This window comes from Bradyrhizobium sp. HKCCYLRH1034 (assembly GCF_051168375.1).
Lineage (GTDB): Bacteria > Pseudomonadota > Alphaproteobacteria > Rhizobiales > Xanthobacteraceae > Bradyrhizobium.
Window position 1 is genome coordinate 65,869 of record NZ_JBNPUW010000002.1, and the last position, 26,641, is coordinate 92,509.

The window sequence follows — 26,641 nt, forward strand, 5'->3', positions numbered from 1 at the left end:
AGCGTTCCAGGCATGGTGATCTGTTCTCGCGGCCCGAATTGCCCGAGGGATGCCGGTTCATTGGCCCTCCGAAAGCGGAGGGCGCAGGGAAGGCCGGACCTCGACTGAGGCCCGTGGCCCGCCTGCGGAAAAAATGCAGGCGGCAGGTACCACAGGTTCAGCCGGACAGATCCGGCCCTCCCTGCGCGATGGTTTTAACGCTTATACGTGCTCTCCCCGGGGACCGGCTGTCTTGCCCCCGTCGCCGGCGGATCATCACCGCCAGCTTGGCCTCAGCGTCGGGAGGCCAGGACCACACGCTTTCGCCGTCCGCGCCATGCCGTTCGTCCGCAGGCGCTTCGCCCGCTGCAACATGCCGCATCCATCGCATTTCGCTGCCAACGTCCGTGACGATCGCGATACGTCCCCTGCCGTGCAACGAAACGCAGACATCATAAGCCTGATTTGGGCACGGCGCGAAATGATTTATGTTTTTCAGAAGACCTTGACAGCTTTTGTCGAAACAGGGTGATTTGCCCGGCGGGACAACTGGCCACGTTCAGGCGGGACAGACGGACCGCATCGCTATTTCAGATTGGTCACGAACTTATCTACGTCCGCTTGCTCATCGTCGATCCACGAAATCATCTTGGGCGCGAATTCGGTTGGATTCCGAAGGAATTCGTGGAGAGGCTTGAAGCAGACGAGAGCAAACCAATCGGTGATGTCCGCCCACGTCCAGGGCTTCTCCGGTATGTCTCTTGCTGCGCGCAACGCGCTAGTGCCTCGCCTGTCGTCTGCGCCTAAGCAGATGAAAACGGAATCTGAGGAGGGAATAGTTCCGCCCTTGAAGACCGTCTGCGGCTCTAGTGCGATGCCGTAGCCAAAGAACAACTCGTTGAAGTTCGGGTGCGTCAAATAGGCCCAGCCCCAAATCAGCTTCAGCTCAGTCCTAAATTGCAAGCTATACTCTCTCGATGACTCGTTCCTTCTGAAATGACCGTCGAGCGATTTGATATGTGAGTAGATGTCACTAAATGTGCGGTCCATTAAGGAGCCAGCCCGGAGATAAAGGAGAGCGGCAGCAAATTCGTCGCGCCCTGCGTACTCGGTGCTCATATCGTTCTCCTCCAAGAAATATCTTAGTTCGTTGCATAGCAGCATCGCTGCTGCGTCCAGCTCTTTGTTCCTTAAAAGACGCATGAGCAAGTCAGCGACTCCGGCCCACGTGGTGATGTGAGGAACGGCATGGCCACTTGATGCTCTGCCGGAAAGAAAGCCACTCGGCGGTTGGGTAAGATGGGTAAGAAAGCAAACTACCGCTATCGGACCGGCCGCTTCGCTTCGGATCCATTGTCCGTATCGTACGAGTTGTTGGTCTAAAACGGGCGCATTGATCTTGTTTTCGATCGCAACCAACGGATGACCGCCTGCGTAAAGTACCAGGTCAATCCGCCCGCCCTCGATGTAATGCTGAGTCTCCATCTTCAGCGGTGCGGCTGTTTCTAGTATCTGATCGAACGCCTGCTTCAAAGATTCCGGGATAAGTAGTTCCGAAACTAGGTATCGCTGCGCAGACGGTGGCAATCGATTGAAGACATTGGCAAAGCACTCTGTGAGATAATCCTCGCGAGGAGATCTCATTTCTCCGTCTCTGTATTTGAACAAGTTCCAAAATAGGGAGGACATTGGATTTTCAACTGGATTATCGACGTTTTCCGAGCGATGGCAGGCCACCCTGCGTTGGGCTGCCCTGCAGCCGGCCCCAGGCATTCGAAACCCATCCCTTGTTGATCTTTTTGATCGCCTCCGCTTCATCGCCGGTGGCCGGTCGCGAGGTGTCGATAACGTCATCCCAAACGTCGACCAAGTCGGGGTCGGCCTCGGGATGTCTTTCGTGACCCGCGGCCTTCCGATTCTTCTTCTTGTTGAGTTGAGCGCGTGTAACCACCATCGCTGCCAGCATCTCGGCGCGACGGGCAAGATATACTTTTCGCTTCTCCTTGGATTCGGTCATTTGGGTGCATCCTAGCTCTAAGGTCGCGCAAGGGGGCGGGCGAACGAGAAAACGCCGAGCACGCGAGCTGAATATTAGCTCTCGCTCTGCAGATCCTCAAAAAGCTTTTTCCAGGTATCCAAGGTGGCTTCATCGAAAAGAGGTTTGGTCGACTCCAAGGCTCGCCTCTTGGCCTCGCGAGCCACGTCCACCTTCCATCCATCGTGAAGCGCAACGCCTTGTACCTTCGCCCATGCCTCGATCTGCGGAACAATAGGCTCTCCCGGCTTCACTACGTCGGCAAATGGCACATCTGCTTTGCGTCCCCAGCGATCAATGGCTCCGACAAGGAAGCCCTGTGGGAAAAGGTCTTCGATCTCTGAATTAGCGAAGATGACATACTTCTCCGTCGTTTTTACCTTGCCTTTTGCGCTTTGATACAAGCCATTTTGCAGATCTCGGGCCATCCTTTTGCCGGCGTCGTCCCCATCAAGAAATACATTTGGCAAGACCTCATCTTTATCGCCAAGGATGCTCGCAATCACCTTGGCGTTGTTCGCGCCGTGCGAGGGCGGGAAGACCATCTCTCGCTTTGGGCTTATCTTCTTGTTCGCGATCAGGACAGTTTTTATAAGAGCTAGGTAATGCTGGTCCGACGGGCCCTCCACGATCACCGGATGACAGCCGTATAGGATGCTTTCGGCGAGGCTCATGTTGAGTGCCGAGTAAATCGCATACGTAGCCCCCGCTCGTCGAGGATCATCGGTGCCCAGCCGTAAATCCGGGGAGCATTTAGTTGAGCCGTCCTCCGAGACGAAGACCTTCCGAACGCGGTCGAGCATGTCAGCATCGACGAGGAAGGGTGAATGTGTCGTGTAAAAAATTTGATTAGTTGACGCAAGGCTCTCGAAGAAGGTCGACAAATCGCGTTGAGCCAGCGGATGGAGGGAGAGTCCTGGCTCGTCCAGGAGCAAGATCGCATCGGCATGAACACCGCTGCTTTCCACCAGGAAAATAAGGTAGAAGCTCAGAAACCATTGTAGTCCACTGCTGCGATCTTCAAGTTCGATCTTTTCAGGTCGCCTTGAATCGCTCACCCAAATCCGAAAATGGTCGCCGTCCGCTTGAAATTCGAATGTATAATTTCCTTGCTTCCACCATTCGCGGAACTTCTTTGTCAAATCCGTTCCGGCTGAGTTCAACAAGATCGTGCGTTCACGCTTCTTAGTCGCGATTTCTGCAATCTCCTGCTCATTCGGTTGGCGGTTTGGATCTTTGAAGTCGCGTCCGAGCTCCAAGATCTGCTGTGGCTGCAGTTGGACAAAATTGAATAGGACCCGAAGTGTCCTAGCCTTTGCCGCCTCTTTTGCGCCAAGGTCTTCACGTGCCAGGTTTTGAACGACGTGTGGCAAGTAGATTTCGGAATCGAGGTTTCCGTAGTTCGAGTAATATACGAATCGCGGTAGGCTCTCGATGATTAGTTGCTTCACTGCATCGATTTCATTCGGCGCAGGAGTCGATAATTTTTGCTCGGCGGCCTGCAGGTCTTGAATCAGTAGTTTTAAGCGCGGCACGATCGAGCTTGTTGGCGCTGGTACATCAGGAATGAGCGCCAAGAATGGTTCAATTAACTCGTGTAGCGCTTTGGTGTTATAAGACGAGACTGGTCCGTCGCTCTGTTTTGTAGACGCCAAGGCTGCTTGAATGTCGGCCTTTAAGCTCCCCTCCTTGTTGAGCTGGTTCATTGCGGTGATCTCAGTTTCGGCGGTCGTTAGGATTGCAACTAAGTCCGCGCTGCTGAGCGTATTCACCTTCTTGAATTTCGGAAACGTAACCGCGTATCTCCCATCGAAAAATCGATGGACGCAAACAAGGTCGACCGAGGCCTCATCCAATCCCGTAAGCTCGATCAGCTTCGTCTTGATCGCGTCACTCGGTGCGAATTCCGCACGTATGAACGGAAATGAACCTGGAGCCGCCCGCACGGCAGCGTAGTTGCCCTTTGGATAATCCGAGGTTGGCTTAATCTCACCCTCACGGGCCGGGTTCAATTTCCACAGCGGAAGCAACAGATTGGTTTTGCCCGACTCATTGACGCCGATGAGCGCTGTAACTCGCTCTGCGTCGATCCAGCCACTATCGACAACGGATCGAAAATTGGTGACCTGAAATCTGACCAATCGCATAATATCCCCCTTCCCGCACTCGCGAGGAGATTGTACCGGAAAGAAAACAAGCGCAATGCGGTTGGCTTCTACAGTCCACAATACGACGAAAAGCCTCGAGAAACTTGGTGTGTGAAAATCGGAAGAAAGTGGGGCGGCCGCGTTTTACACAGCTATTGATGGCTCAGCGGATCGTGAGCGGGCGGCGGCTAGAAAAGTGCCTCTCACGTTGTTTTCATTCGGCTTTTATCGTCGAACTCTCCCTGCACGATGGTTTTAACCCCTATACGTCCTCTCCCCGGGGACCGGCTGTCTTGCCCGAATCGCCGGCGAATAATCACAGCCGATTTGGCCTCAGCGTCGGAGGCCAGGACCACACGCCTTCGCCGTCCGCACCATGCCGTTCGTCCGTAGACCATCGCGCCTTGACGACTTGTGTCGTCGTTGGCCGATTTGAGCGGTGCTGCCGAATGCGAGGAAGGTGCCGTCATCCATGCCTTGGCGGGTAGCTACCAAGTTCGCGACCAAGGGCGATATCGTCGACGGCGCGACGCGCGACGTCCAACCCGCCAGGTCACGATCCCATCACGCTTCGCCGATCCTCGAACCATGATGTCATTCCATTGTCGCGGTCGTGATGCCGGCGCGGCGGGACGCCGCGAATATTTCCTCCATCCGATGGTCAATACAGAGGCGGTCGCGCCTCGACCGGCAGGGCCCTGACCAGGGCATCGATCAATCGAGTGCGCGCTCTCCGCCCCTTGAGAACCTGGAGAACAATCATGACAATGTGGAAATCGAAGGCGGCAGCCGTGCTGCTGTCGATGGCGACTGCCGCGCCTGCATCGGCGCAGGGTTGGTTCTACGGCGAGCAGGAGCCGGGGGCGTTTCAGGCGATGTATCCCGATCGCGACGTGCTCAACGGCGGCGCACTGACGCCGGCGGGACGAATGGGCCTGGTGCGCGCCTCCGGCGCGGTGCTCGTGTTTCCGCCGCCGGCTCATCTCCGCCCGTATGATCGGCTGCCGCAGCGGCGATGACGCGTCGCCCGGAAGGCGCCCCTATGATCTGCTGCCCGGACAGCGGCTGCCGCGCTACGTCTGAGCGATGGGCGCGATCACGAACGGCCGTCGGCTCGCGCGGTCGTGATTGGGATGCCGCTTTCGCCTGCCTACATCATCGCCTGCGCGAACTGGTGCGCAACAGGGAAGACCAATCATGATCGCATTCAGGAGCCTGGCGGCAGCTCTGCTGATGTCGACGCTGGCGGCCACCGCGGCATCGGCCCAATTCTCCGAGCCGGCGGCCTATGCGGCCATGCATCCCGAACGCGACGTGCTCAATGGCGGCGCGCTGACGCCGGCGGCGCAGGCGGAACTGGCCCGCCGTGGCACGTCGGCCTTTCCGAATGCAAATGCAGCGATGCCGCCGGCCGATCGCGTGGGGCCGCATCGACGTCATCGGCGCTGAGCGCGTCGCCTCAGTTGGCGTGCTCCTCGCGCTCGTGGATGACGCTGGCGCGGCCGACGATGAGATCGTCGACCTGGCCGATGCGTGAGACGTCCTTGCCCGCATAGGGCAGCGAATGCAGCACGCAGCGCATCGCGTTCAGCCGCGCCCGCTTCTTGTCGTCGGACTTGATCACGGTCCACGGGCAGTCGGCGGTGTCGGTGGAGAAGAACATCGCCTCCTTGGCGCGGGTGTAGTCGTCCCATTTGTCGAGCGAGGCGGTGTCGATCGGCGACAGCTTCCATTGCTTCAACGGATGCGCCTCGCGCTCCTTGAAGCGGCGGCGCTGCTCCTCGCGGCTGACCGAGAACCAGAACTTGATCAGGTGCATGCCGCTGCGCACGAGGTTGCGCTCGAACTCCGGCACCTGGCGCAGGAACTCGTCATATTCGGCCTGCGAGCAGAATCCCATCACGCGCTCGACGCCGGCGCGGTTGTACCAGGAGCGGTCGAACAGCACGATCTCGCCGGCGGTCGGCAGGTGCTCGACATAGCGCTGGAAGTACCATTGGCCGCGCTCGACGTCGCTCGGCTTGTCCAGCGCCACGACGCGGGCGCCGCGCGGATTGAGATGCTCCATGAAGCGCTTGATGGTGCCGCCCTTGCCGGCGGCATCGCGGCCCTCGAACAGCAGCACCAGGCGTTGCCGCGCATCCTTCATCCAGTTCTGCAGCTTCAGCAGTTCGGTCTGCAGGATGAATTTCTGCTCCTCATAGTCCTTGCGATACATCCGGTATTTGTAGGGGTAGCCGCCCTGGCGCCAATTGTCGGCGAGCTCGTCGGAGGTGTGGCGCCTGTCGCGCTTGGCTTGTTTGCCTTCGATCAGCGCCTTCATCAGCTTGGCATCGTCGGGTGCTGCGCCGTCCAGCATGGCCCTGATCGGTGCGCTGTCGGCGTCGAGCGCCGGCGGTCCGTTCAGCACGGTCTCGAACGCCGACAGCCCGGTGATCTGCGCAGCCTGCATCTGTTCGTCGACCAGCGACTGGGCGATCGGATCGAGCCCCGCAGCTGATTGCAGGCGCGGGGCGTGCACGGTGGCGGCTGCGCGCTTCATGCGTCGGCCATTGGAGGCCTTGGCTTTCGTGGTCCTGGACTTTGCCATGCGATTCCGCTGCCTGCTGTTGGCTTAACAGAGATGTGAATCGATTTTTATCCGCCAAGGACCCTGCGTCAGGTTGACGTGGATCAACCGGCCGCAGGTGGGTACCAGCGAGGCGAGCGAAATCGTCTCGCGCGGTAAAGCCGGCGTTACACCACGATCGACAGCCGCTTCGCGGCCCGTGTGATTCCGGTGTAGAGCCAGCGGGCGCGGCTCTCCTGGAAGGCAAAGCTCTCGTCGAACAGCACCACGTCGTCCCATTGCGAGCCCTGCGACTTGTGCACGGTCAGCACGTAGCCGTAGTCGAACTCGTCGTAAGGCTTGCGCTGCTCCCACGGGATGTCCTCGATGCCGCCGCCGAAGCATTCGCCGCGCACCGAGACTTTCGTCACCTTGCGTCCGAGATCCTCGTCGGGCGCGACCCGCATCGTCACGATCTTGGATTTCGAGGTCGCGCGCGACTTCACCCGCCATAGCCCGCCATTGAACAGGCCCTTCTTGCGGTTGTTGCGCAGGCAGACCAGCTTGTCGCCGGCGACGGGGAGGGCGTCCTCGATGTCGAGGCGCTGTCGAAAGCGGTTGTTGTAGGCGCGGCGGGTGGCGTTGCGGCCGACCAGCACCTGGTCGGCCTCCATCACGCGCGACGGATCGAGCTCGCGGCGCTCCACCACCTCGCTCTCGCCGTAGCGGCCGATGTCGAGCGTGTTGCCTTCGCGCACGTCCATCGACATCCGCACGATCGGATCGTCCTTGGCCTGGCGATGCACCTCGGTGAGCATCACGTCGGGCTCGCTCTCGGTGAAGAAGCCGCCGCCCTTGACCGGCGGCAGCTGCGCGGGATCGCCGAGCACCAGCAACGGGCAGTCGAAGGACAGGAGATCACGGCCAAGATCGGCGTCGACCATCGAGCATTCGTCGATGATGATCAGCTTGGCCTTGGACGCCGGCGCGTCGTCCCACAATTCGAAGTTCGGCTGCTCCTCGCCGCTCTCCTGCGCGCGATAGATCAGCGAGTGGATGGTGGAGGCATTGTCGCAGCCCTTGCTGCGCATCACCAGCGCCGCCTTGCCGGTGAAGGCCGCGAACTTGACCTCGCCGTCGACGTCTTCGGCGATGTGGCGGGCCAGCGTGGTCTTGCCGGTTCCGGCATAGCCGAACAGCCGGAACACCTGCGGCGTGCCGTTCTTGCCTGGCTTGGCTTTCAGCCAGTCGCCGACGGCCTTGAGGGCGGAATCCTGATGCGGGGAGAAGGTGGTCATGGCTCAACGAAATGGAGCCGCGCGGCGACTCGGGGACATTCCGTGAACCTAAGGGCTGACGGGGAGAGATCAAGCGCTCGATGTGAATGGGTCCACGCCTCCCCCGTTTGCGGGGGAGGTCGCACCGCATCGGAAGATGCGATGCGGGTGGGGGAACGCTCCGGCGGGACTGCCCGTGTGGCGCCCCCCACCCCCAGCCCTCCCCCGCAAGCGGGGGAGGGGGCACAGCGTGCCTGCGGCGATCGCTCGTTCCCCTCCAGAGGAGGCCTACTGCCAGCCCGGGACGCCGCGCATGTCCGGCAGGTGATGCGCGATGCCCTTGTGGCAGTCGATGCAGGTCTTCTCGCCGGTGAAGAGGAAGCGCTGGTGGGCTTCGACGGCGCGCGGCGACTGCTTGGTGATGTCCATCGACTGCGCGCTGTGGCAGTTGCGGCATTCGAGCGAGTCGTTCGCCTTGAAGCGCGCCCATTCGTGCAACGCCAGTTCCAGCCTTCGGTCGGTGAACTTCTCGCGGGTGTCGATCGAGCCGAACAGATGGCCCCAGACCTCCTTGGAGGCCTGCATCTTGCGCGCGATCTTGTCGGTCCAGTTGTGCGGCACATGGCAGTCCGGGCAGCTGGCGCGCACACCGGAGCGGTTGGAGAAGTGGACGGTCGTCTTCAGCTCGGCGAACACGTTGTCGCGCATCTCGTGACAGCCGGTACAGAACTTCTCGGTGTTGGTGATCTCCAGCGCGGTGTTGAAGCCGCCCCAGAAGATGACGCCGGCGAGGAAGCCGGCGAGCACCAGCACGCCGAGCCCGAACACGGAGCTCGGCTTCAGCAGCACGTCGATGAGGTCGAGAATGAACTGCCAGGCGCGGCCGGCAAGGCCGAGCCGCTTTTCGGGGACGGGCGCTTTGGCGCCCTCCGGGATGTCGGCGCTGCTCATCGCTTGCCCCCCGGCCTGTCGTGCGCCAGCAGCGTGTCGATGTCGACGAAGTCGTTGCTGACCGGCGGATTGGCGACGCTCTGCGGCACGTGGCACTGGGTGCAGAAGTAGCGCCGCGGCGACACCGACGCCAGGAACTGGCCGTCGCGATCCATGAAATGGGTGATCGACAGCATCGGCGCCTTCGACTCCGCCGTGCGCGCCCGGGCGTGGCAGGACAGGCATTTGTTGCCCTGCATGTCGACCTGATAGCCGTCGATGGCATGCGGAATCACCGGTGGCTGCTCCGGATAGTTGCGCACCTCCTTCTCGGCGGTGTTCTTCATCGGCTGCATCGGCGGCGCAGGACCCTCGTCGTTGAGCGGCGCAGGACCGCGCAGCGAGGACGAGACGCTCTGGGCGAGCAGGGCGCTCGATCCGGCCGCAACGCTGGCCGCGATCAGCATGACAGCGATTTTTCTCATCATGATGGTCACACCCGCTCGATGCGCACGGCGCATTTCTTGTAGTCGGTCTGCAGCGAGATCGGATCGGTGGCGTCGAGCGTCACCTTGTTGATCAGCTTCGACTCGTCGAACCACGGCACGAAGACGAGGCCGCGCGGCGGCTTGTCGCGGCCGCGGGTCTCGACGCGGGCGCGGATGAAGCCGCGGCGCGAGGCGACCTTGACCTCGTCACCGCGCCTCAAGTTCGCGGCCTCGGCATCGTCCGGATGCATGAAGCAGACGGCTTCGGGGAACGCCTTGTAGAGCTCGGGCACGCGGCGCGTCATCGTGCCGGAATGCCAATGCTCGACCACGCGTCCCGTCGACAGCCAGAACGGATAGTCCTTGTCGGGCGATTCCGCCGGCGGCTCGTAGGGCAAAGCGAAGATGCGCGCCTTGCCGTCGGGGAAGCCGTAGAACTGCACGCCGGTGCCGGCCTTGACGTAAGGATCAGAGCCCTCGCGAAACCGCCAGCGCGTCTCCTTGCCGTCGACCACCGGCCAGCGCAGGCCGCGCTCCCGGTGATAGGCCTCGAACGGCGCCAGGTCATGGCCATGGCCGCGGCCGAACGAGGCGTATTCCTCGAACAGGCCCTTGTGGACGTAGAAGCCGAACGCCTTGGACTCGTCGTTGGCATAGCCCGGCTCGATCTGGTCGAGCGGAAACTTGTCGACCTGGCCGTTCCTGTAGAGCACGTCGAACAGCGTCTTGCCGCGCACGTCGGGCTTCTTGGCGATCAGCTCCTCAGGCCAGACCTCCTCGATCTTGAAGCGCTTGGAGAACTCCATCAACTGCCAGAGATCCGAGCGTGCCTCGCCCGGTGCCGACACGAGCTGGTGCCAGAACTGGGTGCGGCGCTCGGCATTGCCATAGGCGCCTTCCTTTTCCACCCACATTGCCGTCGGCAAAATGAGATCGGCGGCGAGCGCGGTGACCGACGGATAGGCGTCGGAGACGACGATGAAATTGTCCGGATTGCGGAAGCCCGGATAGGTCTCTTCGTTCGCGTTGGGGCCGGCCTGCAGGTTGTTGTTGACCTGCACCCAATAGGCGTTCAGCAGGCCGTCCTTCAGCATCCGGCTCTGCAGCACGGCGTGATAGCCCGGCTTGTCGGGGATCGTGCCTTCCGGCAACTGCCAGATGTGCTCGGCCTTGGTTCGGTGCTCCTTGTTGGTGACGACCATGTCGGCGGGCAGGCGGTGCGAGAAGGTGCCGACCTCGCGCGCGGTGCCGCAGGCCGAGGGCTGGCCGGTCAGCGAGAACGGGCTGTTGCCGGGCTCTGCGATCTTCCCGGTCAGGAGATGGATGTTGTAGACGAGGTTGTTGCACCAGACACCGCGGGTGTGCTGGTTGAAGCCCATGGTCCAGAACGAGACCACCTTGGTCTTCGGATCGGCATAGAGCTCGGCCAGCGCCTCGAGCCGATTCAGCGGCACGCCGGACATCTCGGCGGCCTTCTCCAGCGTATAGTCGGAGACGAACTTGGCATACTCGTCGAACGAGATGTCGGTGGCGTCGTTGGCCTTGGCTGCGCCGGTGGCCTTCTTCTGCAGCGGATGCTCCGGGCGCAGGCCGTAGCCGATGTCGGTCTGGCCCTTCTTGAACACCGTATGCGCCTGGACGAACTCCTTGTTGACGCGGCCGGTCCTGATGATGTGGTTGGCGATCGCGTTGAGGAGATAGAGATCGGTCTGCGGCTTGAACACCATGCCGATGTCGGCGAGGTCGAACGAGCGATGCTCGAAGGTCGAGAGCACAGCGACCTTGACATGCGGCGCCGACAGGCGCCGGTCGGTGACGCGGCTCCACAGGATCGGATGCATCTCCGCCATGTTGGAGCCCCACAGCACGAACGCATCCGTCGCCTCGATGTCGTCATAGCAGCCGGCCGGCTCGTCGATGCCGAAGGTGCGCATCATGCCGGCGACGGCCGAGGCCATGCAGTGCCGCGCATTCGGATCGATGTTGTTGGAGCGGAAGCCGGCCTTGAACAGCTTTGACGCAGCGTAGCCTTCCCAGATCGTCCACTGTCCCGAGCCGAACATGCCGACGCCGGAGGGACCGCGCTTCTTCAGCGCGTCTTTGTACTTCGCGGCCATGACGTCGAACGCTTCGTCCCAGGAGACGGGGGTGAACTCGCCGTTCTTGTCGTACTTGCCGTTCGTCTTGCGCAGCATCGGATGCGTCAGGCGGTCATGGCCGTACATGATCTTCGAGAGGAAGTAGCCCTTGACGCAGTTGAGGCCGCGATTGACCTCGGCCTTGATGTCGCCATGGGTGGCGACGACGCGGTTGTCCTTGGTCGCGACCATCACGCTGCAGCCGGTGCCGCAGAAGCGGCAGGCGGCCTTGTCCCATTTCAGCTCGCTGGCTTCGCGCTCGGTGACGAGGTTCGCCGCAAGCGAGCTGCCGGGCATGCCGGCGGCGGCCGCGGCAATCGCGGCGGCTTCCAGCTTCAGCATCTGGCGACGATCGATCTTCATGTCGGTCATTGGTGTCTCGTGTGATTAGCCGGCGTCGATGGCGTGGAAGACGAGGCAGGCGGAGTGCACGTGCGGCAGCAGGCCGATCCGGTTCATGGTGGCGCCGAGCGCGCCGGCATCGGGCGCATCGACGACGACGATCAGCTTGCCGCGTGCGTCGCGGCCGTGAATCTCGCAGCCGGACAGCGCGAGGATGTCGGCTTCGACGCGGTCGAGCTGCTCGGGCCGGGTCTGCACGATGATGCTGGCGATCTCGCCCTTGGCCGGTGCGACGACGGGATCGGCGGTGAGGACTCGGCCGGTGATCAGAGCACGGCGGTCGAGGGAGGTGCGGTGTGAGAGCATGGCGGGGTCCTTCCGATCAGTGCGCCGCGGGCGGCCCGGGTGGCCCGGCCATCATCTGGTAAACCCAGACCGTGAGCCCGTAGGAGCCGACGGTGGCGACCGCGAGCGCGGGCATCAGCACAGCGGTGAGAAACAGGAAGGCAACAATTTCCATGCGTCTGCGACGCGCACGCGCGTTCGCATCGCCGCCAACGAGCGACATGAGAGAATTCTCTGCTAGGGGAGGTTCAGTTCAGGAGGGATTGCGGCATCCGGGCCGCGCCTGATCTTATGTTTAAGAAGGCTCCGGAAACCGGCGTTGACCTGGATCAAGCGGGCGGAACCCCGCGCACACCGGCGCACCGCCAGAGCGGAGTCGCGCCGGTCCCCACTGAGCTCTTGGTTGACGGGCTGTGAAGACGCGTGATCGCAGCTTTGCTTGCGAGAAATTCTCGCTGCTCTGCGCCGCGGTCTCGATACGAACATCCCCTCCGGCCGTAAGCCGATAGGACCCGCATCGCTATTTTTCCGGGACGCTCGACACGCGTTGCGCCTGCCACCATCATTCCGTGCATCGCATCAATGCGGATGCAGTCTTGGTCGGAGAGGGCAATGAAGCGTCGTGATTTTCTGAAATTGTCGTTGGCATCGGCTGCGGTGATGGCCTCAGCGGCGCCGCTGCGCGCCGAGGACAAGCCGAAGGAGATCCGCATCGGCACCCAGAAGGGCGGCTTCTTCCCGGCGGTGAAGGCGCGCCGCACCATCGAGGATACGTTCAAGCCCGTCGGCATCGACATCGTCTGGGTCGACTTCCAGTTCGGCCCGCCGCTGCTGGAGGCCATCAATGTCGGCAGCGTCGATTTCGGCTATGTCGGCGACGCGCCGCCGATCTTCGCGCAGGCCGCCGGTGCCAAGATCCGCTACGCGGCGGCCGTCAAGCAGAACGGCAGCAGCCAGGCGATCATCGTGCCCAAGGACTCGCCGATCAAGTCGCTCGCCGATCTCAAAGGCAAGCGCGTCGCCTTCGGCAAGGGCTCGAGCGCGCACAATCTCCTGGTCGCCGCGCTGGAGAAGGCGGGCCTGTCCTGGACCGACATCACGCCGGCGCCGCTCGCGCCCGCCGATGCCACCGCCGCCTTCGTCAAAGGCTCGGTCGATGCCTGGTCGATCTGGGATCCGTATCTCGCGCTTGCCGAGCTCAAGGAGAATGCGCGCGTGATCGTGTGGGACAAGGATGTCCACAAGCCGAACTCATTCTACATCGTCGGCTCCGACTTCGTCGAAAAGTATCCTGCCGTCGTCGCCAGGCTGAACGCGGCTTTCGCCGCCGAAGGCGTGTGGGCCAACAGCCATCACGAGGAGGTCGCCAAGGCGCAGGCCGAGGCCACCGGCGTCGATCTTGAGGCGGTCAAGCGCTTCGTCGACCGCTCGGTCTATAGCGTCGTGCCGATCGACGACGAAGTGATCAAGAGCCAGCAGGCCGTCGCCGACCGCTTCGCCCGTGTCGGCCTCATTCCCAAAGCCGTCAACGTCGCCGACATCGTCTGGAAATGGACGCCGTCCACCTGACGGCTGTCCCGCCACTCAAATCCGAAAGAGAACGACATGAGCAACGCTTCGTCGAAGCCCAATGTGCTATGGTTCCTGCCGACCCATGGCGACGGCCGCTATCTCGGCACCTCGCAAGGCGGCCGCGAGGTCAACTTCAACTATCTGCGCCAGGTGGCGCAGGCCGCCGATCAGCTCGGCTATTACGGTGTGCTGATCCCGACGGGACGCAGCTGCGAGGATTCCTGGATCGTGGCGTCGGCCGTGGCGCCATTCACCGAGAAGCTGCGCTATCTCGTCGCGGTGCGTCCGGGTCTGCAATCGCCGGCCGTGGCCGCGCGCATGACCGCGACACTCGACCGCGTCACCAACGGTCGCCTGCTGGTCAACGTCGTCACCGGCGGCGATCCGGTCGAGAACAAGGGCGACGGCATCTTCCTGTCGCATGAGGAGCGCTACGAGGTCACCCGCGAGTTTCTCACCGTCTACAACGCGCTGCTCGAAGGCGAATCCGTCAACTTCGCCGGCAAGCACATCAAGGTCGAGGATGGCCGGCTGCTGTTCCCACCGGTGCAGTCGCCACGCCCGCCGCTGTTCTTCGGAGGCTCGTCGGATGCCGGCATCGACGTCGCCGTCGATACGGTCGAGAAGTATCTTACCTGGGGCGAGCCGCCGGCAGATGTCGCGGCGAAGATCGCCAAGGTGAGAGCAGTCGCCGACAGCCGTGGCCGCAGGCTGTCGTTCGGCATCCGCCTGCATGTGATCGTGCGCGAGACCAACGCGGAGGCGTGGGTCGCCGCCGACGACCTCATCAAGCACGTCACCGACGACACCATCGCCTCGGCACAGAAGATTTTTGCGCGGATGGATTCGGTCGGCCAGCAGCGCATGTCGCAGCTGCACGGCGGCCGGCGCGACAAGCTCGAGATCAGCCCGAACCTGTGGGCTGGCGTGGGCCTCGTCCGCGGCGGCGCCGGCACCGCGCTGGTCGGCGATCCCGACACGGTCGCGGCGCGCATCCGCGAGTACCAGGAGCTCGGCATCGACACCTTCATCCTGTCCGGCTACCCGCATCTCGAAGAAGCCTACCGCTTCGCCGAGCTGGTGTTTCCCAAGCTTGGGCTGAACGTGTCCGAGCAGGCCGGCAACGTGACCAAACTGCGCACCAACACCGGCCCATTCGGTGAGACCATCGCCAACGAGCATCGTCCGTTGCAGAGAGCCTCGCAGTCATGAGCCTGATCGAAAGTCTTCCCAAGGTCCGCAAGCTCGTGGTGCCGCGCGCGGATGCGCTGATCCCCTGGCTGGTGCCGCTCGCGATCATCCTGATCTGGCAGGCGGCCTCGGTCGCCGGCCTGGTGTCGCCGCGGGTACTGCCGGCGCCGACCGACGTCGCACGCGCCGGATGGAAGCTGCTGCTATCAGGCGAACTCGGCCGCAACATCTGGGTCAGCTTCTGGCGCGCCTCGATCGGCTTCTTGATCGGTGGCGGCATCGGCTTCGCCTTCGGGCTCGCCAATGGCCTGTCGCAGCTGTCGGCGAAACTGACGGACACCACGCTGCAGATGGTGCGCAACGTGCCACATCTGGCGCTGATCCCGCTGGTCATCCTGTGGTTCGGCATCGACGAGAGCGCAAAACTGTTCCTGGTGGCCCTCGGCGTGTTCTTCCCCGTCTACCTCAACACGCTGCACGGGATTCGCACCGTCGATCCGCAACTCATTGAAATGGGTCGCGTCTACGGCATGACCGACGGCGAACTGTTTCGCCGCGTGATCTTCCCCGGTGCGTTGCCGTCGATCTTCGTCGGTCTGCGCTTCGCGCTCGGCATCATGTGGCTCACCTTGATTGTCGCCGAGACGATCGCGGCTTCTTCGGGCCTCGGCTACATGGCGATGCAGGCGCGCGAGTTCATGCAGATCGACGTCGTCGTGCTTTCCATCCTGATCTACGCCCTGCTGGGCAAGGTCGCCGACAGCGCTTCGCGGGTGCTGGAACGGACGACGCTGTCCTGGCATCCGGCCTTCAGCAAACATTGAGGTTCGTAAATGCAGCAAGCGCTCCGAATTCCCGTGTCCGGCGTCGAGGCGATCGACGGCACTGACGTGATCGGGCATGCCGAGGCCTTCCGCCACGCGAGGAAGCCCGGCGTGACCCCGGCCAAACCCGCGACGCGCGGCCTGCCGCTGGTGATCCGCGACCTTCGCAAGGCGTTCGGCGACAACGAGGTGCTGCGCGGCATCGATCTCGAGATTCCGGGCGGTCAGTTCGTGGCGATCGTCGGTCAGAGTGGCTGCGGCAAGAGCACGCTGCTCCGCCTGATCGCAGGTCTGGACAAGCCGACGTCGGGCAGCATCAGCTTCGGTGAAGCCGCGGCGCGGCCCGAGGACGTCCGCGTCATGTTCCAGGAACCGCGGCTGCTGCCGTGGGCGCGGGTGCTCGGCAATGTCGAGGTCGGCCTCGGCCGCGAGCGCAAGGCCGCCGGCGCCCATGAGCGCGCGCGGCAGGCGCTGGAGGAAGTGGGTCTCGCCGACAAGCGCGACCAATGGCCGGCGGTGCTGTCCGGCGGCCAGAAGCAGCGCGTCGCGCTGGCGCGCGCGCTCGTCAGCGGTCCGCGCCTGCTGGCGTTCGACGAGCCGCTCGGCGCCCTCGATGCGCTGACGCGGATCGCGATGCAGCGGCTGCTGGAGCGGGTCTGGGCCGATCAAACCTTCACCGCAATCCTGGTCACCCATGACGTGGCGGAAGCCGTGGCCCTGGCCGACCGGGTTCTGGTCATCGAGAATGGCCGGATCGCCGAGGATATCGTGGTCGATCTGCCGCGCCCGCGCCAGCGTGGCTCTGCGGAGCTTGCGGCGCAGGAAGGCTCGATCCTGGGCCAGTTGCTTGGACCGGGCGCGGCGGGTTAGGAGAGAATATCGCAATGAACTCCATCGTCCGCCTCATGCCCGACGCCACCGCGCTTCAGCCCGATTTCCGCTCCGCGATGCGCCAGCTGGTCGGCGGCGTGAGCGTGATCACCGTCGGGCGCGGCGATGAGGTCACCGGCATGACGGTGAGTTCGCTGTCATCGCTCTCCATCGAGCCGGCGTCCGTGATCGTGAGCCTCAATCGGAACGCCTCGTCATGGCCGATCCTGCAGCGGGAGCGCGTTTTCGGCGCCAATCTGCTCGCCGCGGGCCAGATCGGCGTGGCCGAGCGGTTCTCGGGTAAAGGCGGTCTCAGAGGCGCCGAGCGGTTCGCCGGCGCCGAGTGGCGCAAGCACGTGACCGGCGTGCCGCTCCTGGTCGGGGCACTCGCCGCGCTGGACTGCGAGGTCGAGGAGATCATCGAGCGGCACTCTCATGGCATCGTGATCGGCCGCGTGGTGCATGTCGAGGTGGCGCCGCAATCGGCAGCCCTGGCATATTGGCATGGCGGCTATGTGCACGTCGACCGCGACGCGGACGTGGCCCGGCTCGCCCCCCTCGGCGGGCCCGATCCGCAGGACGAGCCATAGGCGGTGAGCGGCGGTTGGCCGCAGGGTGGCGTCCCGAAGCTGGACGCCGTAAAAGCACCGCGGCCTTGAGGCGGTGTTTGCGGCGGAGCTGATGAAACGGATCGGAACCTGGGCGCTCTATGTGATCGGCACGGCCGCGATCCTGTATCTCGCGCTCTATGCCTATGCCGTGCTGACGCAACGCGAGTTCACGCCCGGCGATCCCATTCACATCTTCCGCAATCCCGAGGCGCCGAACTATTCGTAAGGCTGTGCCCGGCGACGACGCGCCGGCGTATTCTCGCGAACCCATGGATCCGGGGACTGTTCACAGTCCTGTAGCTGCATCCAATCGTCGGTCAGAAACTGCACGCGGCAGCGGCGCCACACTTTGATGTGTCCGCCATCCGGCGACGTCTCGACATCGGACAGCGACAGGGTGGGCGGCCGCCAGCGATAGCTGCGTTCGTTGTCCCAACCGTCGCAGCCCTCCCTGCCACAGGCAACCGTTCGCGAGATCAGCTTGCCCTTGCCTGCGAAGCACCAGCTCCGGGCGCCCCATTCCTGACCCGACGACGGATTGACGAGCGGCGCGTGCGACGTCTGCTCCCAGCAGCCTGACAGCACGCCGCGCGTTGCGGCATCAGCCGGCGAAACGGCAAGCGGCGCGCCGAGGGCCAGCGCGCCGCCGAGAACGAACCGGATAGGCAGATTATACGGGGCTCGGCATGCGCGGCGTATCGCCGGAGCCCGGCGGCGGGATCGGCACGCCGCCGTCGGCATATTCGTTGAGCTTGTTGCGCAACGTGCGGATCGAGATGCCCAAGATATTGGCCGCATGTGTCCGATTGCCTAGGCAGTGCTTCAGGGTCTCCAGGATCAGGTCACGTTCGACATCGGCGACCGTGCGGCCGACCAAGGCGCGCGTGACCTGCTCCGCCGCCATCGTAGCATGCGCTACGGCGGGTTGGGTCTTGCCGATGTCGAGGCGGGTGCCGTCGGGCGTGAGGATGGCATCCGGCCCGATCTCGTCGCCCTGCGCCATCAGCACCGCGCGATGCATCGTGTTCTCCAGCTCGCGCACGTTGCCCGGCCAGCGGTTGGTGGTGAGGATGCGCTTGGCCTCCGCCGAGATCGGCCGCAGCGGTACGGCATTGGCCTCGGAATATTTGCGCGCGAAATGCTGCGCCAGCTCGAGAATGTCGGCGGGGCGCTCGCGCAGGGGAGGGATCTTCAGGTTCACGACGTTGAGCCGGAACAAGAGGTCCTCGCGGAACGAGCCCTCGCGCACGGCGTCGGCCAGGTTGCGGTTGGAGGTCGCGATGATGCGGATGTCGACGGGGACGGGGCGGGTGCCGCCGACGCGGTCGATCACGCGCTCCTGGATGGCGCGCAAGAGCTTCGACTGAAGCCGCACGTCCATTTCCGAGATTTCGTCCAGCAGGAGCGTGCCGCCATTGGCCTCCTCGAACTTGCCGATGCGGCGGGCGACGGCCCCGGTGAAGGCGCCCTTCTCATGGCCGAACAGCTCGGACTCCAGGAGGTGCTCAGGGATTGCGGCGCAGTTGATCGAGATGAAGGGACGCTTGGCGCGGGCCGAGCGGGTGTGGACGTAGCGCGCCAGCACCTCCTTGCCGGTGCCGGACTCGCCGGTGATCATCACCGAGGCATCGGAGCCGGCGATCTGCTGGGCGAGCTTGATCACCTTCGCCATCGCCTCGTCGCGATAGACGAGGTCGCGGCTGTCATTGGCGACGGCGGCGAGCACGGCGGCGATCAGTTCGGGATCCGGCGGCAGCGGAATGTATTCCTTGGCGCCGGCATGGATGGCGGCGACCGCGGCGCGTGCATCGCTGGTGATGCCGCAGGCGACGATCGGCACGTGGATGTGCTCTGCATCGAGCCGCATCACCAGGTCGCGGATGTCGAGCGCGACGTCGACGAGGAGCAGGTCGGCGCCCTTGCCGCCGCGCAGCACCCGCATCGCCTGCTCGTTGTCCTCGGCATGGGTGACGGTGGCGCCGTTCTCCATGGCGATCTTGGTGGCCGTCGTCAGCTGGCCCTTCAGCGTTCCGACGATGAGAAGCCGCATGTTGGTCTCCTATTCGGTCGTGCCGCTCTCGATCGGCACGCAGGTCATGTCTGTCAGTTGCGGTCGGACTTGATGATTTCGGTCATCGTCACGCCGAGCTTGTCTTCGACCAGAACCACCTCGCCGCGTGCCACGAGCCGGTTGTTGACGTAGATGTCGATCGCCTCGCCGACCTTGCGGTCGAGCTCGAGCACGGTGCCGGGCCCGAGCTTCAGGAGCTCGCCGACATCCATCTTGGAGCGGCCGAGCACGGCCGAGACCTGAACCGGGACGTCGAACACCGCCTCGAGGTCGGCCGCGATGCGCGCGGCATGCTCTTCCTCGTTGTAGCCGACGTCCCCACCCAGCGGAGGCGCGTCCGCCGCATTGAGGTCGGGAAGCGGGATCTCGTTGTCGCTCATGACTTAACTCCCTCGGCCACCACAGCGGCCTAGTTCTTCTTGGACGCCATGTAGCGTCCGACCAGCTCGTTGATCTTGGCGTCGATCGCAGCGCGCTCCAGCACGACGCCGCCATCGGCCCATTCGATACGGCAGTCGCCGGTCGCGATCTCCGGCTCGGCGAGTATCACGAGGCGCCCCTCGAAGCCGCTCTGCTTGGCGAGCTTCTCGATCTTCTCGCGGGCGAGCTCGTACAGCGTCTCGTTGATGCGCAGCACGAGGTGCGGCGTGGCAACCAGATGCGCGAAGCAGTCGTGCACGAGTCCAATGATCTCGCCGAGCGGCTCCGCCTCGACCAGCGCCGCGCACAGCTTGCGGGCGACGGCGACCGCGACATCGACGGCCTCGGTTTCCATCCGCTGCTCGATGCCTTCGAAGCGGGCGGAGATGCCCTGCAATTGGATGTTGATCTGCTCCAGCGCCGAGGCGACGCGGCGGTCGGCCTCGACCTTGGCTTCGCGCTGCGCCGCCTCGTAGCCGTTGCGATAGGCGGCGGCTTCGGCGGCCGCGACCTTCTGTGCGATTTCCGCGGACGTTGCCGCACGCTCCCGCGTCGTCTTCTCCGGCGCGGCGAAGTCGGTATCGAACAGGAATTTCGCAGGCTGAGCCATCAATACACCAGTTCGTCGTCGGCGCGGTTCTTGCTGAGCATGATCTCGCCCTTTGCGGCGAGGTCCTTGGCGAGATTGACGAGCAGGGCCTGCGCCTCGTCGACGTCGCGCAGCCGCACCGGCCCCATGGCGGCCATGTCGTCCTGCAGCATCTTGGCGGCGCGCGACGACATGTTGCCGAAGAAGAAGTTGCGGACCTCCTCGTTGGCGCTCTTGAGCGCCACGCCGAGCTTGTCCTTGTCGACATTGCGCAGCAGGGTCTGCGCCGAGGCGGAATCGAGCTTGATCAGGTCGTCGAAGGTGAACATCAGCGCCTTGATGCGCTCGGCCGATTCGCGGTTCTCTTCCTCGAGCGACGTGATGAAGCGGGTCTCGGTCTGGCGGTCGAAATTGTTGAAGATTTCGGCCATCACCTCGTGGGCGTCACGGCGGCGGGTCTGCGACAGGTTCGACATGAACTCGACGCGCAGGGTCTGCTCGACGCGCTCGATGACCTCCTTCTGCACCGCTTCCATGCGCAGCATGCGGCCGATGACGTCGAGCGCCATGTCCTCGGGCAGGATCGCGAGCACGCGGGCGGCATGCTCCGGCTTCAGCTTGGACAGCACGACCGCGATGGTCTGCGGATATTCGTTCTTGAGGTAGTTGGCGAGCACCTCTTCCTGGACGTTGGAGAGCTTCTCCCACATGTTGCGGCCGGCGGGGCCGCGGATCTCGTCCATGATGCCGTTGACGCGCTCCGGCGGCAGGTATTGCTGCAGCAGGCGCTCGGTGGCGTCGAAATTGCCCATCAGCGCGCCGGAGGCCGACATGCGCGAGACGAATTCGAGCATCAGGTCCTCGACCACGTCGGCTTCGATGGTTCCCAGCGTCGACATCGCCAGCGACAGTTCGCGCACCTCGTCGTCATCGAGCTGCTGCCAGATCTTGCCGCCATACTGCTCGCCGAGCGCGAGCATCATCACGGCGGCGCGCCGTGGGCCGCTCAAGGGCTCGGTCTTCTCGCGCTGCGCCTGGCGGCTCGCCAAGGTCGCGATGACCGTGGAAATGTCGTTGTTGTTGGCGTTGGCGTTCTGGGTCTGCGGCAGCGACATGGCGTCTACGTTCTTTTCAGTTCAGGCGGTTCACGTCGATCGGGTCAGCTCTGCGGCTCGGCGAGCCACTGGCGGATGATGGCGGCGGCTTCGCCCGGGTTGCGGTCGGCCAGCTCGCCCACCCGGTGGACGGACTGAGCGTGGACCTGGCCCTGGACCTGGGCGACGTCGATCATGTTGGCGGTCTGCTGGGCGTGAGCGGCTGCCTGGATGGTTTCGTCGGTGAGGGCCGGCAGGCCGCCGCCCGGGGCGGCGATCTCCTCGCTGGCGATGATCTTCTTCACCAGCGGCCGCACCACCATGAACACGACCACGATGCCGAGCAGCATCATCACCGCGAGCTCGATGACGTACATGACGTCATCCTTGGTGAAGTGGAGCATGCCGAGGAAGCCGGTGGGCTCGTTGATCTGCGGCACGGCGGGAGCGTCGGCGAATTTCAGGTTGACCACCTCGACCTGGTCGCCGCGCTTCTGGTCGAAGCCGATGGCGGAGCGGACCAGTGCGGCGATGCGGTCGAGCTCGTCCTTGCTGCGCTCTTGATAGACCAGCTCGCCCTTTTCGTTCTTCGAGTAGGCGCCGTCGACCAGAACCGCGACCGAGATGCGGTTGACCCGTCCGGCCTCGGTGACTTCGGTCTTGGTGGTCCGGGAGATCTCGTAATTGTTGGTCTCTTCGGTCTTCTTGCTCTGGTCCCGCGGCTGTTGCGGCGGCGCGTTCTGCTGGTTGCCCGGCAGCTCGTTGTTGACCGTGACCTGGCCGTTGTTCTCGTTGGTCGCCGACTGCTCTTCGCGGGTCTGGCTCGAGCGCAGCACGCGGCCTTCCGGATCGTAGCGGTCGGAGGTCTGGGTGATGCGGTTGTAGTCGAAGTCGGCGGACAGCTGGACGCGGGCGCGGCCCGCTCCGACCACCGAGGAGACGATGTCCTCGACCTGCTTGCGCATCCGCTTCTCGAAGGCGTTGCGGCGCTCGTCGCCGACCTGCTGGTCGATGTCGGTCTGGGTGCCGTCGGCAAGCAGCTGGCCGGCCTCGTCGACGATCGACACCCGCTGCGGCTTCAGGCCGTTGACGGCGGAGGCGACGAGGTGGCGGATGGCGCGGATCTGCGCCGGCTCGAGGGTGCCGCGCACGCGCACGACGATCGAGGCGGACGGCTCCGGGGTCTCACGCGAAAACAGCGGCCGCTCCGGCAGGACGAGATGGACGCGCGCCGCCTGGACACGGTCGATGGCGCGGATGGTGCGGGCGAGTTCGCCCTCGAGCGCGCGGAGATGGTTGATGTTCTGGACGAAGCTCGTGGTGCCCAGCGCGTCCGACTTGTCGAAGATCTCGTAGCCGACGCCGCCGCCCTTGGGCAGGCCGCCCTCGGCGAGCTTCATGCGCAGCCGGGTCACCTTGTCCTTGGGCACCAGGATCACGCTGCCTTCATTGCGCATCTCGAAGGGAATGCCCTGCCGCTCCAGATCCTTGATGATGCTGGAGGAGTCTTCCATCGTCAGGTCGGTGAAGAGGGTGGTCATCTGCGGCGCGGTCACGCGCATGATGACGAAGCCGAAGAAGCCGATTAAGGCAGCGGTGACTGCGATCATGGCGGTGAGCCGCGCGGCGCCCAAACCCTTCAGGAAGTCCAAGAGACCTTGCAAGCAACTGCCCCATAGTTCGGCATTCGACGGGTGGCCGCTGAAAGGTGATTTGAGCTTCGCGGGCCTTTACGGCCGGTTGCATCGATCGCGAAATTCAATCCTTAACCTTCACCAGCACCCGCATTCCAGGTGGCGATCCGATGTCGGCCGCTGCCCCGCCATTCGCGGGACGGGGCGCGGAGGTTGAATCGAACCACTGGGCAATTATTGCCTATGGGAAGGTTTCGATATGGTTAACGGTGGTTAAAGGGTCCTAACAAAGTGTAGACATGCAAAAAATCGGCTTGGCAGGGCCAAGCCGATTTTCGAAGAAATCCCGTCGCGTCGGCAACGATCTATTGGCGATATTGCTGAATTCGGGTGGTGCGCAGGCCGGCGAGACCGTGCTGGTCGATCGAGAACTGCCACGACAGGAATTCGTCGACGGTCAGGGTGTAGCGGCTGCACGCTTCCTCGAGGGACAGCAAGCCGCCGCGAACGGCGGCAACGACTTCAGCCTTTCGGCGAATGACCCACCTCTTGGTGCCTGGCGCAGGCAAATCCGCGATGGTGAGTGGGCTGCCGTCAGGCCCGATGACGTATTTCACCCTCGGGCGATGGGGTTCTGTCATGGCGTACTCACAAACTCTTAACCACTGAACTCACGGTAAGACCCTACGCCGCCTCGCTTAAAATTTGCCTAAGCCGAGGGCGCGAATCCGGCGTTGCGCGCGAACGCCGCCACTTCCGGTGGCGCTGCGCCCCGGGAGCGGAATCGTGGTGAATGATTGGTTAAGAATTTCCGGCGCTTACGCTGACAGGTCGCCGCGGCGGCTGAGCTTGTTCAAGTCCAGCCGGGATCGGTTCAGATGGGGTGGGAGCTAGCTCACGATCCGCTGGATCTGGTTCACCGTGTAGGTCTGGCCGCCGATCGTCAGCAACGGCGGCTGCTGGGTCAGGTCGACCGAGGACACGGTGCCCTGGACCTGGGTCGAGATCGCCACCGGACTGCCATTGGTCACATCGGTCGCGACCGTCGTGATCTTGTACTGCCCGTCCGGCCATTGGGTGCCGTCATTGCCCTGGCCGTTCCAGTTGTAGGTCTGATTGTTGCCGGCGCTGGCGGTATATTTGCCGGTGAAGACGGTCTGGCCAACGCTGTTGGTGATGTTGACGGTGAGGTTGCAGTCCTTGGGGATGCTGAGGTCCCAACTCGCCTTTCCGCTGGCCATGGTCGTCGTGGAGCCGCTGACCACGGCGGTCTTGCCGACGAAGGCCAGCGCCTGGGTCGCCTGCGTCGCCTGCTGCATCGTGAGCAGCGATGCGAGCTGGTCGTTGGTCTTGAGCTGCTGCTCGACGCCGGCAAACTGCACGAGCTGCTGGGTGAACTGATTGGTGTCCAGCGGATCCAACGGATTCTGGTTCTGCAACTGCGTCGTCAGCAGCGTCAGGAAGGTCTGGAAATTGCCGGCAATCGTCGAGCCTGTGCTCGAGCCGAGGCTGTTGTTGCCGGTTGACGAATTGGTGTTGGTCGTGCCCGAGACTGGCGGGCTTGACGTGATCGCGTCGCCGATTGCCATGGAAGCCTCCTGTTAAACCCTGATATCCACGCCGCCTTGCGTGCCGAACATCCGTCCATAGGACCGTCCGGCGAGCTGGACCGGGACGTTTTCGTCCTCGGTCACGATCAGGCGTTGTGCGTTGCCATTCTGTTGATAATCGCCGCCATTCTGGCCGGACGAGTTCTGGTCGCGCAGCGAGAACTGCAATCCGCTGTTGTTGCTCTTGAGGCCGGCGTCCTGCAGCGCCTGCTGGAGCTGCGGCGCCGTCTGCTGCAGCATCGCCAGCGTCTCCGGCTTCTCGACCCGCAGATGCGAGGTCACCTGGCCATTGCGGTCGACGTCGATGCGGACGTCGATGCGGCCGAGCTCGGCCGGATCCAGTCGGATCTCGAAGCGGCTCTTGCCGTTGAGCGCCGAGGCTGCGATCTCGACGGCAAGCCCATGAAGCGGCACAGCGGCCGCCGTGGCGGCGGTCGCGGTCAGGTTGGCCGCGGTGATCTGGCTGGTCGATGCGGCCGGCGTGGACAGCTGGGGCTGCGCGGCGGCCGTGGCCTGTGCGCTCGGATCGGGCGCCGGCGCGTTGGTCTGGCTGGTCGTCGGCGCGGCGTTGCGATCATGTGAGGCCGGTGCCTGCAAATTGCCGTTCGCCTTCCCGTCGCCGGCCTCGACGGAGTCCGGCTTGGCTGCAACAGCGGGCTGTTGCGCGAGCGCGTCCTGGCCCGGCTGCTGAGTGGACTGGACGTTGCCATTGCCCGGTTCGGTGACCTTGCCGGCTGCGCCGTCGGCGAGCCCCGTCTTGGTCTGGGTGCCCGGCTTGCCCGTCGTCTTGGTGCTGCCGGGAACGGCCGCATCGAGCGCGGCGGTGAAGGTCTGATCGGCAGATGCGGCAGCGTCGCCGGAGGTCGCCGCTGCCGTCTCGGGCGCCGTCGCGGTTGATCCGGCGCCGTCGGCATCCTTGGCCGCCCCGGTGGATTTGGCTGCGGCCGCCAGCAGACCTGCCGCGGCATCGACCGAGCCCTGCGGGCCAACACCGGCCGCTCCGACGGGCGCGGTCGCGCCGGGCGCATTGGTTTTGCCGTCGCCGCCCGCCGTGCCATCGCCGGTGGCGGGGTTGGTGAGGGTGATGTCGGGCTGGATGACGACGGCGACCGGCGTCGGCACGGCCACGGTCTGCTCGGCTATAGCGGTCGTCGCAGCGCTCGCATCCGTGCTGGCCTGATCGCCGTCCTTCTTGTCGCCCGTCTTGCCGTCGCTGGTCTTTCCGTCGGCGGTCCCGGCCGCATCGGTCTTGGTCGGCGTGCCGGTGGTCGCGTCAGCCGTGGTATCGGGACCGCTGGCGTCGGCGCCCGCAGTGCTGCCGTCGGCCTTGTCCGCCGGCTTGTCCTGCGACTTGGCCTGGGTGGTGCGATCGGCGTCGCCGGCCCGCGCCGGCTCGCGGCTCGGGGTGGAAGCGCTGCCGGCGCGCGGTGACGGCGACGCGGAGGTGGGCGGCGACGCTGTCGACGGATCCGGAGTCGCGGCGTCGACCAGCGCCGAGAAGCTGTCGGACGGCTGCGGAGCGTCCTGACGGGACTGTCTCGGCGCCGTGGTCTTGAGAACCGTGCCTGCCTGGATGTCTGACGTGACGCTGAACACCTTGGACCCTCTCGCGATGAACTCGACCAAGCAGTTCAGCAAGGAGCGGGCCAAGCCGGCGCAACTGAAAATAGTCAATAAATTCAATTTCTTATGGAATCGATCGCGGCGCGGATCCCCCGCCGCGTCCTCGCCATTTCTGCCCGGCCGGCAAGATTTGCCGCCGGCATCTGCGACCGGCGCAATTGCTTCGCAGGAAGTGCGCCTATATTAGAGACAGATGCTTTCGTGTTGTTTCCGATCAGGACATCCTGTCCGGAGATCGCCCGAAGCAAGCCATCCGCAAAGACGGCGCATGCGAGGCGTTCCCGCGCCGGGAACCCGTTGCCT

At 63.9% G+C, this 26,641-nt stretch carries 28 protein-coding genes; 9 read left to right on the forward strand and 19 right to left on the reverse strand.

The annotated features are described in order from the left end of the window. Positions 1-564: 564 nt before the first annotated feature. The 3 genes from ACQR0W_RS04105 to ACQR0W_RS04115 form a co-directional block, all read right to left on the reverse strand. On the reverse strand, positions 565-1,668 hold the full coding sequence (locus ACQR0W_RS04105) for a PD-(D/E)XK nuclease family protein (protein ID WP_316169316.1): 1,104 nt from the start codon (positions 1,666-1,668) through the stop codon (positions 565-567). A 16-nt stretch (positions 1,669-1,684) separates the two neighbouring features. Then, the gene (locus ACQR0W_RS04110; RefSeq protein WP_316169315.1) at positions 1,685-1,996 is read right to left on the reverse strand and encodes a hypothetical protein; all 312 of its coding nucleotides are present in this window, start codon (positions 1,994-1,996) and stop codon (positions 1,685-1,687) included. 74 nt (positions 1,997-2,070) lie between these two features. Further along, positions 2,071-4,161 carry an AAA family ATPase gene (locus tag ACQR0W_RS04115; protein ID WP_434840577.1) on the reverse strand — a complete coding sequence of 697 codons (2,091 nt, stop codon included), beginning with the start codon at positions 4,159-4,161 and terminating at the stop codon, positions 2,071-2,073. A 761-nt stretch (positions 4,162-4,922) separates the two neighbouring features. On the opposite strand from ACQR0W_RS04115, the gene ACQR0W_RS04120 reads away from it, so the two are divergent. Then, positions 4,923-5,180 carry a hypothetical protein gene (locus ACQR0W_RS04120; protein ID WP_315750089.1) on the forward strand — a complete coding sequence of 86 codons (258 nt, stop codon included), beginning with the start codon at positions 4,923-4,925 and terminating at the stop codon, positions 5,178-5,180. Between the two features lie 178 nt (positions 5,181-5,358). Next, positions 5,359-5,610 (forward strand): hypothetical protein, encoded by a 252-nt coding sequence (locus ACQR0W_RS04125; protein WP_315750090.1) that lies wholly within the window; start codon positions 5,359-5,361, stop codon positions 5,608-5,610. Positions 5,611-5,620: 10 nt separating this feature from the next. On the opposite strand, the gene ppk2 is transcribed toward ACQR0W_RS04125, so the two are convergent. The 7 genes from ppk2 to napE all read right to left on the reverse strand — a co-directional run bounded on the left by ppk2 (position 5,621) and on the right by napE (position 12,452). Then, positions 5,621-6,751: a polyphosphate kinase 2 gene (gene ppk2, locus ACQR0W_RS04130; protein WP_316169313.1), complete on the reverse strand. Its 1,131-nt coding sequence runs from the start codon at positions 6,749-6,751 to the stop codon at positions 5,621-5,623. A gap of 146 nt (positions 6,752-6,897) precedes the next feature. After that, positions 6,898-8,007, reverse strand: a complete 1,110-nt coding sequence (locus ACQR0W_RS04135; RefSeq protein ID WP_315733892.1) for an ATP-dependent DNA helicase — start codon at positions 8,005-8,007, stop codon at positions 6,898-6,900. Positions 8,008-8,274: 267 nt separating this feature from the next. After that, the gene (locus ACQR0W_RS04140) at positions 8,275-8,937 is read right to left on the reverse strand and encodes a NapC/NirT family cytochrome c (protein ID WP_315714154.1); all 663 of its coding nucleotides are present in this window, start codon (positions 8,935-8,937) and stop codon (positions 8,275-8,277) included. Next, a complete protein-coding gene (locus ACQR0W_RS04145; RefSeq protein WP_315714155.1) occupies positions 8,934-9,404 on the reverse strand; it encodes a nitrate reductase cytochrome c-type subunit in 471 nt (156 codons plus the stop codon). The genes ACQR0W_RS04140 and ACQR0W_RS04145 overlap by 4 nt, the downstream gene beginning before the upstream one ends. 5 nt (positions 9,405-9,409) lie before the next feature. Further along, entirely contained in the window at positions 9,410-11,914 is a 2,505-nt protein-coding gene (gene napA / locus ACQR0W_RS04150) for a nitrate reductase catalytic subunit NapA (RefSeq protein ID WP_316186731.1), read from the reverse strand. Positions 11,915-11,929: 15 nt separating this feature from the next. Beyond that, positions 11,930-12,250 carry a chaperone NapD gene (locus ACQR0W_RS04155; RefSeq protein ID WP_315750094.1) on the reverse strand — a complete coding sequence of 107 codons (321 nt, stop codon included), beginning with the start codon at positions 12,248-12,250 and terminating at the stop codon, positions 11,930-11,932. A gap of 16 nt (positions 12,251-12,266) precedes the next feature. Next, positions 12,267-12,452 carry a periplasmic nitrate reductase, NapE protein gene (gene napE, locus ACQR0W_RS04160; RefSeq protein WP_315714158.1) on the reverse strand — a complete coding sequence of 62 codons (186 nt, stop codon included), beginning with the start codon at positions 12,450-12,452 and terminating at the stop codon, positions 12,267-12,269. Positions 12,453-12,841: 389 nt separating this feature from the next. Between napE and ACQR0W_RS04165 the strand changes: the two genes are divergently transcribed. From ACQR0W_RS04165 to ACQR0W_RS04190, 6 genes are all read left to right on the forward strand, one after another. After that, positions 12,842-13,798 carry an aliphatic sulfonate ABC transporter substrate-binding protein gene (locus tag ACQR0W_RS04165; protein ID WP_315714159.1) on the forward strand — a complete coding sequence of 319 codons (957 nt, stop codon included), beginning with the start codon at positions 12,842-12,844 and terminating at the stop codon, positions 13,796-13,798. A gap of 36 nt (positions 13,799-13,834) precedes the next feature. Further along, positions 13,835-15,013, forward strand: a complete 1,179-nt coding sequence (gene ssuD, locus ACQR0W_RS04170) for an FMNH2-dependent alkanesulfonate monooxygenase (protein WP_315750095.1) — start codon at positions 13,835-13,837, stop codon at positions 15,011-15,013. After that, positions 15,010-15,816: an ABC transporter permease subunit gene (locus tag ACQR0W_RS04175; RefSeq protein ID WP_315750096.1), complete on the forward strand. Its 807-nt coding sequence runs from the start codon at positions 15,010-15,012 to the stop codon at positions 15,814-15,816. The genes ssuD and ACQR0W_RS04175 overlap by 4 nt, the downstream gene beginning before the upstream one ends. 9 nt (positions 15,817-15,825) lie before the next feature. After that, on the forward strand, positions 15,826-16,686 hold the full coding sequence (locus ACQR0W_RS04180; RefSeq protein ID WP_315750097.1) for an ATP-binding cassette domain-containing protein: 861 nt from the start codon (positions 15,826-15,828) through the stop codon (positions 16,684-16,686). A gap of 14 nt (positions 16,687-16,700) precedes the next feature. Continuing rightward, complete coding sequence (locus ACQR0W_RS04185; RefSeq protein WP_315750098.1) at positions 16,701-17,276, forward strand: flavin reductase family protein; 576 nt, start codon at positions 16,701-16,703, stop codon at positions 17,274-17,276. A gap of 91 nt (positions 17,277-17,367) precedes the next feature. Then, positions 17,368-17,523 (forward strand): hypothetical protein, encoded by a 156-nt coding sequence (locus ACQR0W_RS04190; protein ID WP_315714164.1) that lies wholly within the window; start codon positions 17,368-17,370, stop codon positions 17,521-17,523. Here ACQR0W_RS04190 and ACQR0W_RS04195 read toward each other — a convergent pair. From ACQR0W_RS04195 to ACQR0W_RS04235, 9 genes are all read right to left on the reverse strand, one after another. After that, positions 17,514-17,882 (reverse strand): hypothetical protein, encoded by a 369-nt coding sequence (locus ACQR0W_RS04195; RefSeq protein ID WP_316186732.1) that lies wholly within the window; start codon positions 17,880-17,882, stop codon positions 17,514-17,516. The genes ACQR0W_RS04190 and ACQR0W_RS04195 overlap by 10 nt on opposite strands. An 85-nt stretch (positions 17,883-17,967) precedes the next feature. After that, the gene (flbD, locus tag ACQR0W_RS04200) at positions 17,968-19,347 is read right to left on the reverse strand and encodes a sigma-54-dependent transcriptional regulator FlbD (RefSeq protein ID WP_315714165.1); all 1,380 of its coding nucleotides are present in this window, start codon (positions 19,345-19,347) and stop codon (positions 17,968-17,970) included. Positions 19,348-19,400: 53 nt separating this feature from the next. Beyond that, entirely contained in the window at positions 19,401-19,748 is a 348-nt protein-coding gene (gene fliN / locus ACQR0W_RS04205) for a flagellar motor switch protein FliN (RefSeq protein ID WP_015669138.1), read from the reverse strand. 29 nt (positions 19,749-19,777) lie between these two features. Then, positions 19,778-20,398 (reverse strand): FliH/SctL family protein, encoded by a 621-nt coding sequence (locus tag ACQR0W_RS04210; protein WP_315714166.1) that lies wholly within the window; start codon positions 20,396-20,398, stop codon positions 19,778-19,780. Beyond that, positions 20,398-21,492 carry a flagellar motor switch protein FliG gene (gene fliG / locus ACQR0W_RS04215; RefSeq protein WP_315714167.1) on the reverse strand — a complete coding sequence of 365 codons (1,095 nt, stop codon included), beginning with the start codon at positions 21,490-21,492 and terminating at the stop codon, positions 20,398-20,400. Before fliG ends, ACQR0W_RS04210 begins: the two co-directional genes overlap by 1 nt. Before the next feature lie 44 nt (positions 21,493-21,536). Continuing rightward, positions 21,537-23,135, reverse strand: a complete 1,599-nt coding sequence (fliF, locus tag ACQR0W_RS04220) for a flagellar basal-body MS-ring/collar protein FliF (protein WP_315750101.1) — start codon at positions 23,133-23,135, stop codon at positions 21,537-21,539. 335 nt (positions 23,136-23,470) lie between these two features. Beyond that, positions 23,471-23,746, reverse strand: a complete 276-nt coding sequence (locus tag ACQR0W_RS04225) for a DUF1153 domain-containing protein (protein WP_002714638.1) — start codon at positions 23,744-23,746, stop codon at positions 23,471-23,473. Between the two features lie 249 nt (positions 23,747-23,995). Further along, positions 23,996-24,694 (reverse strand): flagellar hook assembly protein FlgD, encoded by a 699-nt coding sequence (locus tag ACQR0W_RS04230; RefSeq protein WP_315750102.1) that lies wholly within the window; start codon positions 24,692-24,694, stop codon positions 23,996-23,998. A gap of 12 nt (positions 24,695-24,706) precedes the next feature. Continuing rightward, positions 24,707-26,311 carry a flagellar hook-length control protein FliK gene (locus ACQR0W_RS04235; RefSeq protein WP_316176095.1) on the reverse strand — a complete coding sequence of 535 codons (1,605 nt, stop codon included), beginning with the start codon at positions 26,309-26,311 and terminating at the stop codon, positions 24,707-24,709. Between ACQR0W_RS04235 and ACQR0W_RS04240 the strand changes: the two genes are divergently transcribed. Continuing rightward, complete coding sequence (locus tag ACQR0W_RS04240; protein ID WP_316176096.1) at positions 26,298-26,525, forward strand: hypothetical protein; 228 nt, start codon at positions 26,298-26,300, stop codon at positions 26,523-26,525. The two genes, ACQR0W_RS04235 and ACQR0W_RS04240, sit on opposite strands and share 14 nt — an antisense overlap. Positions 26,526-26,641 lie beyond the last annotated feature (116 nt).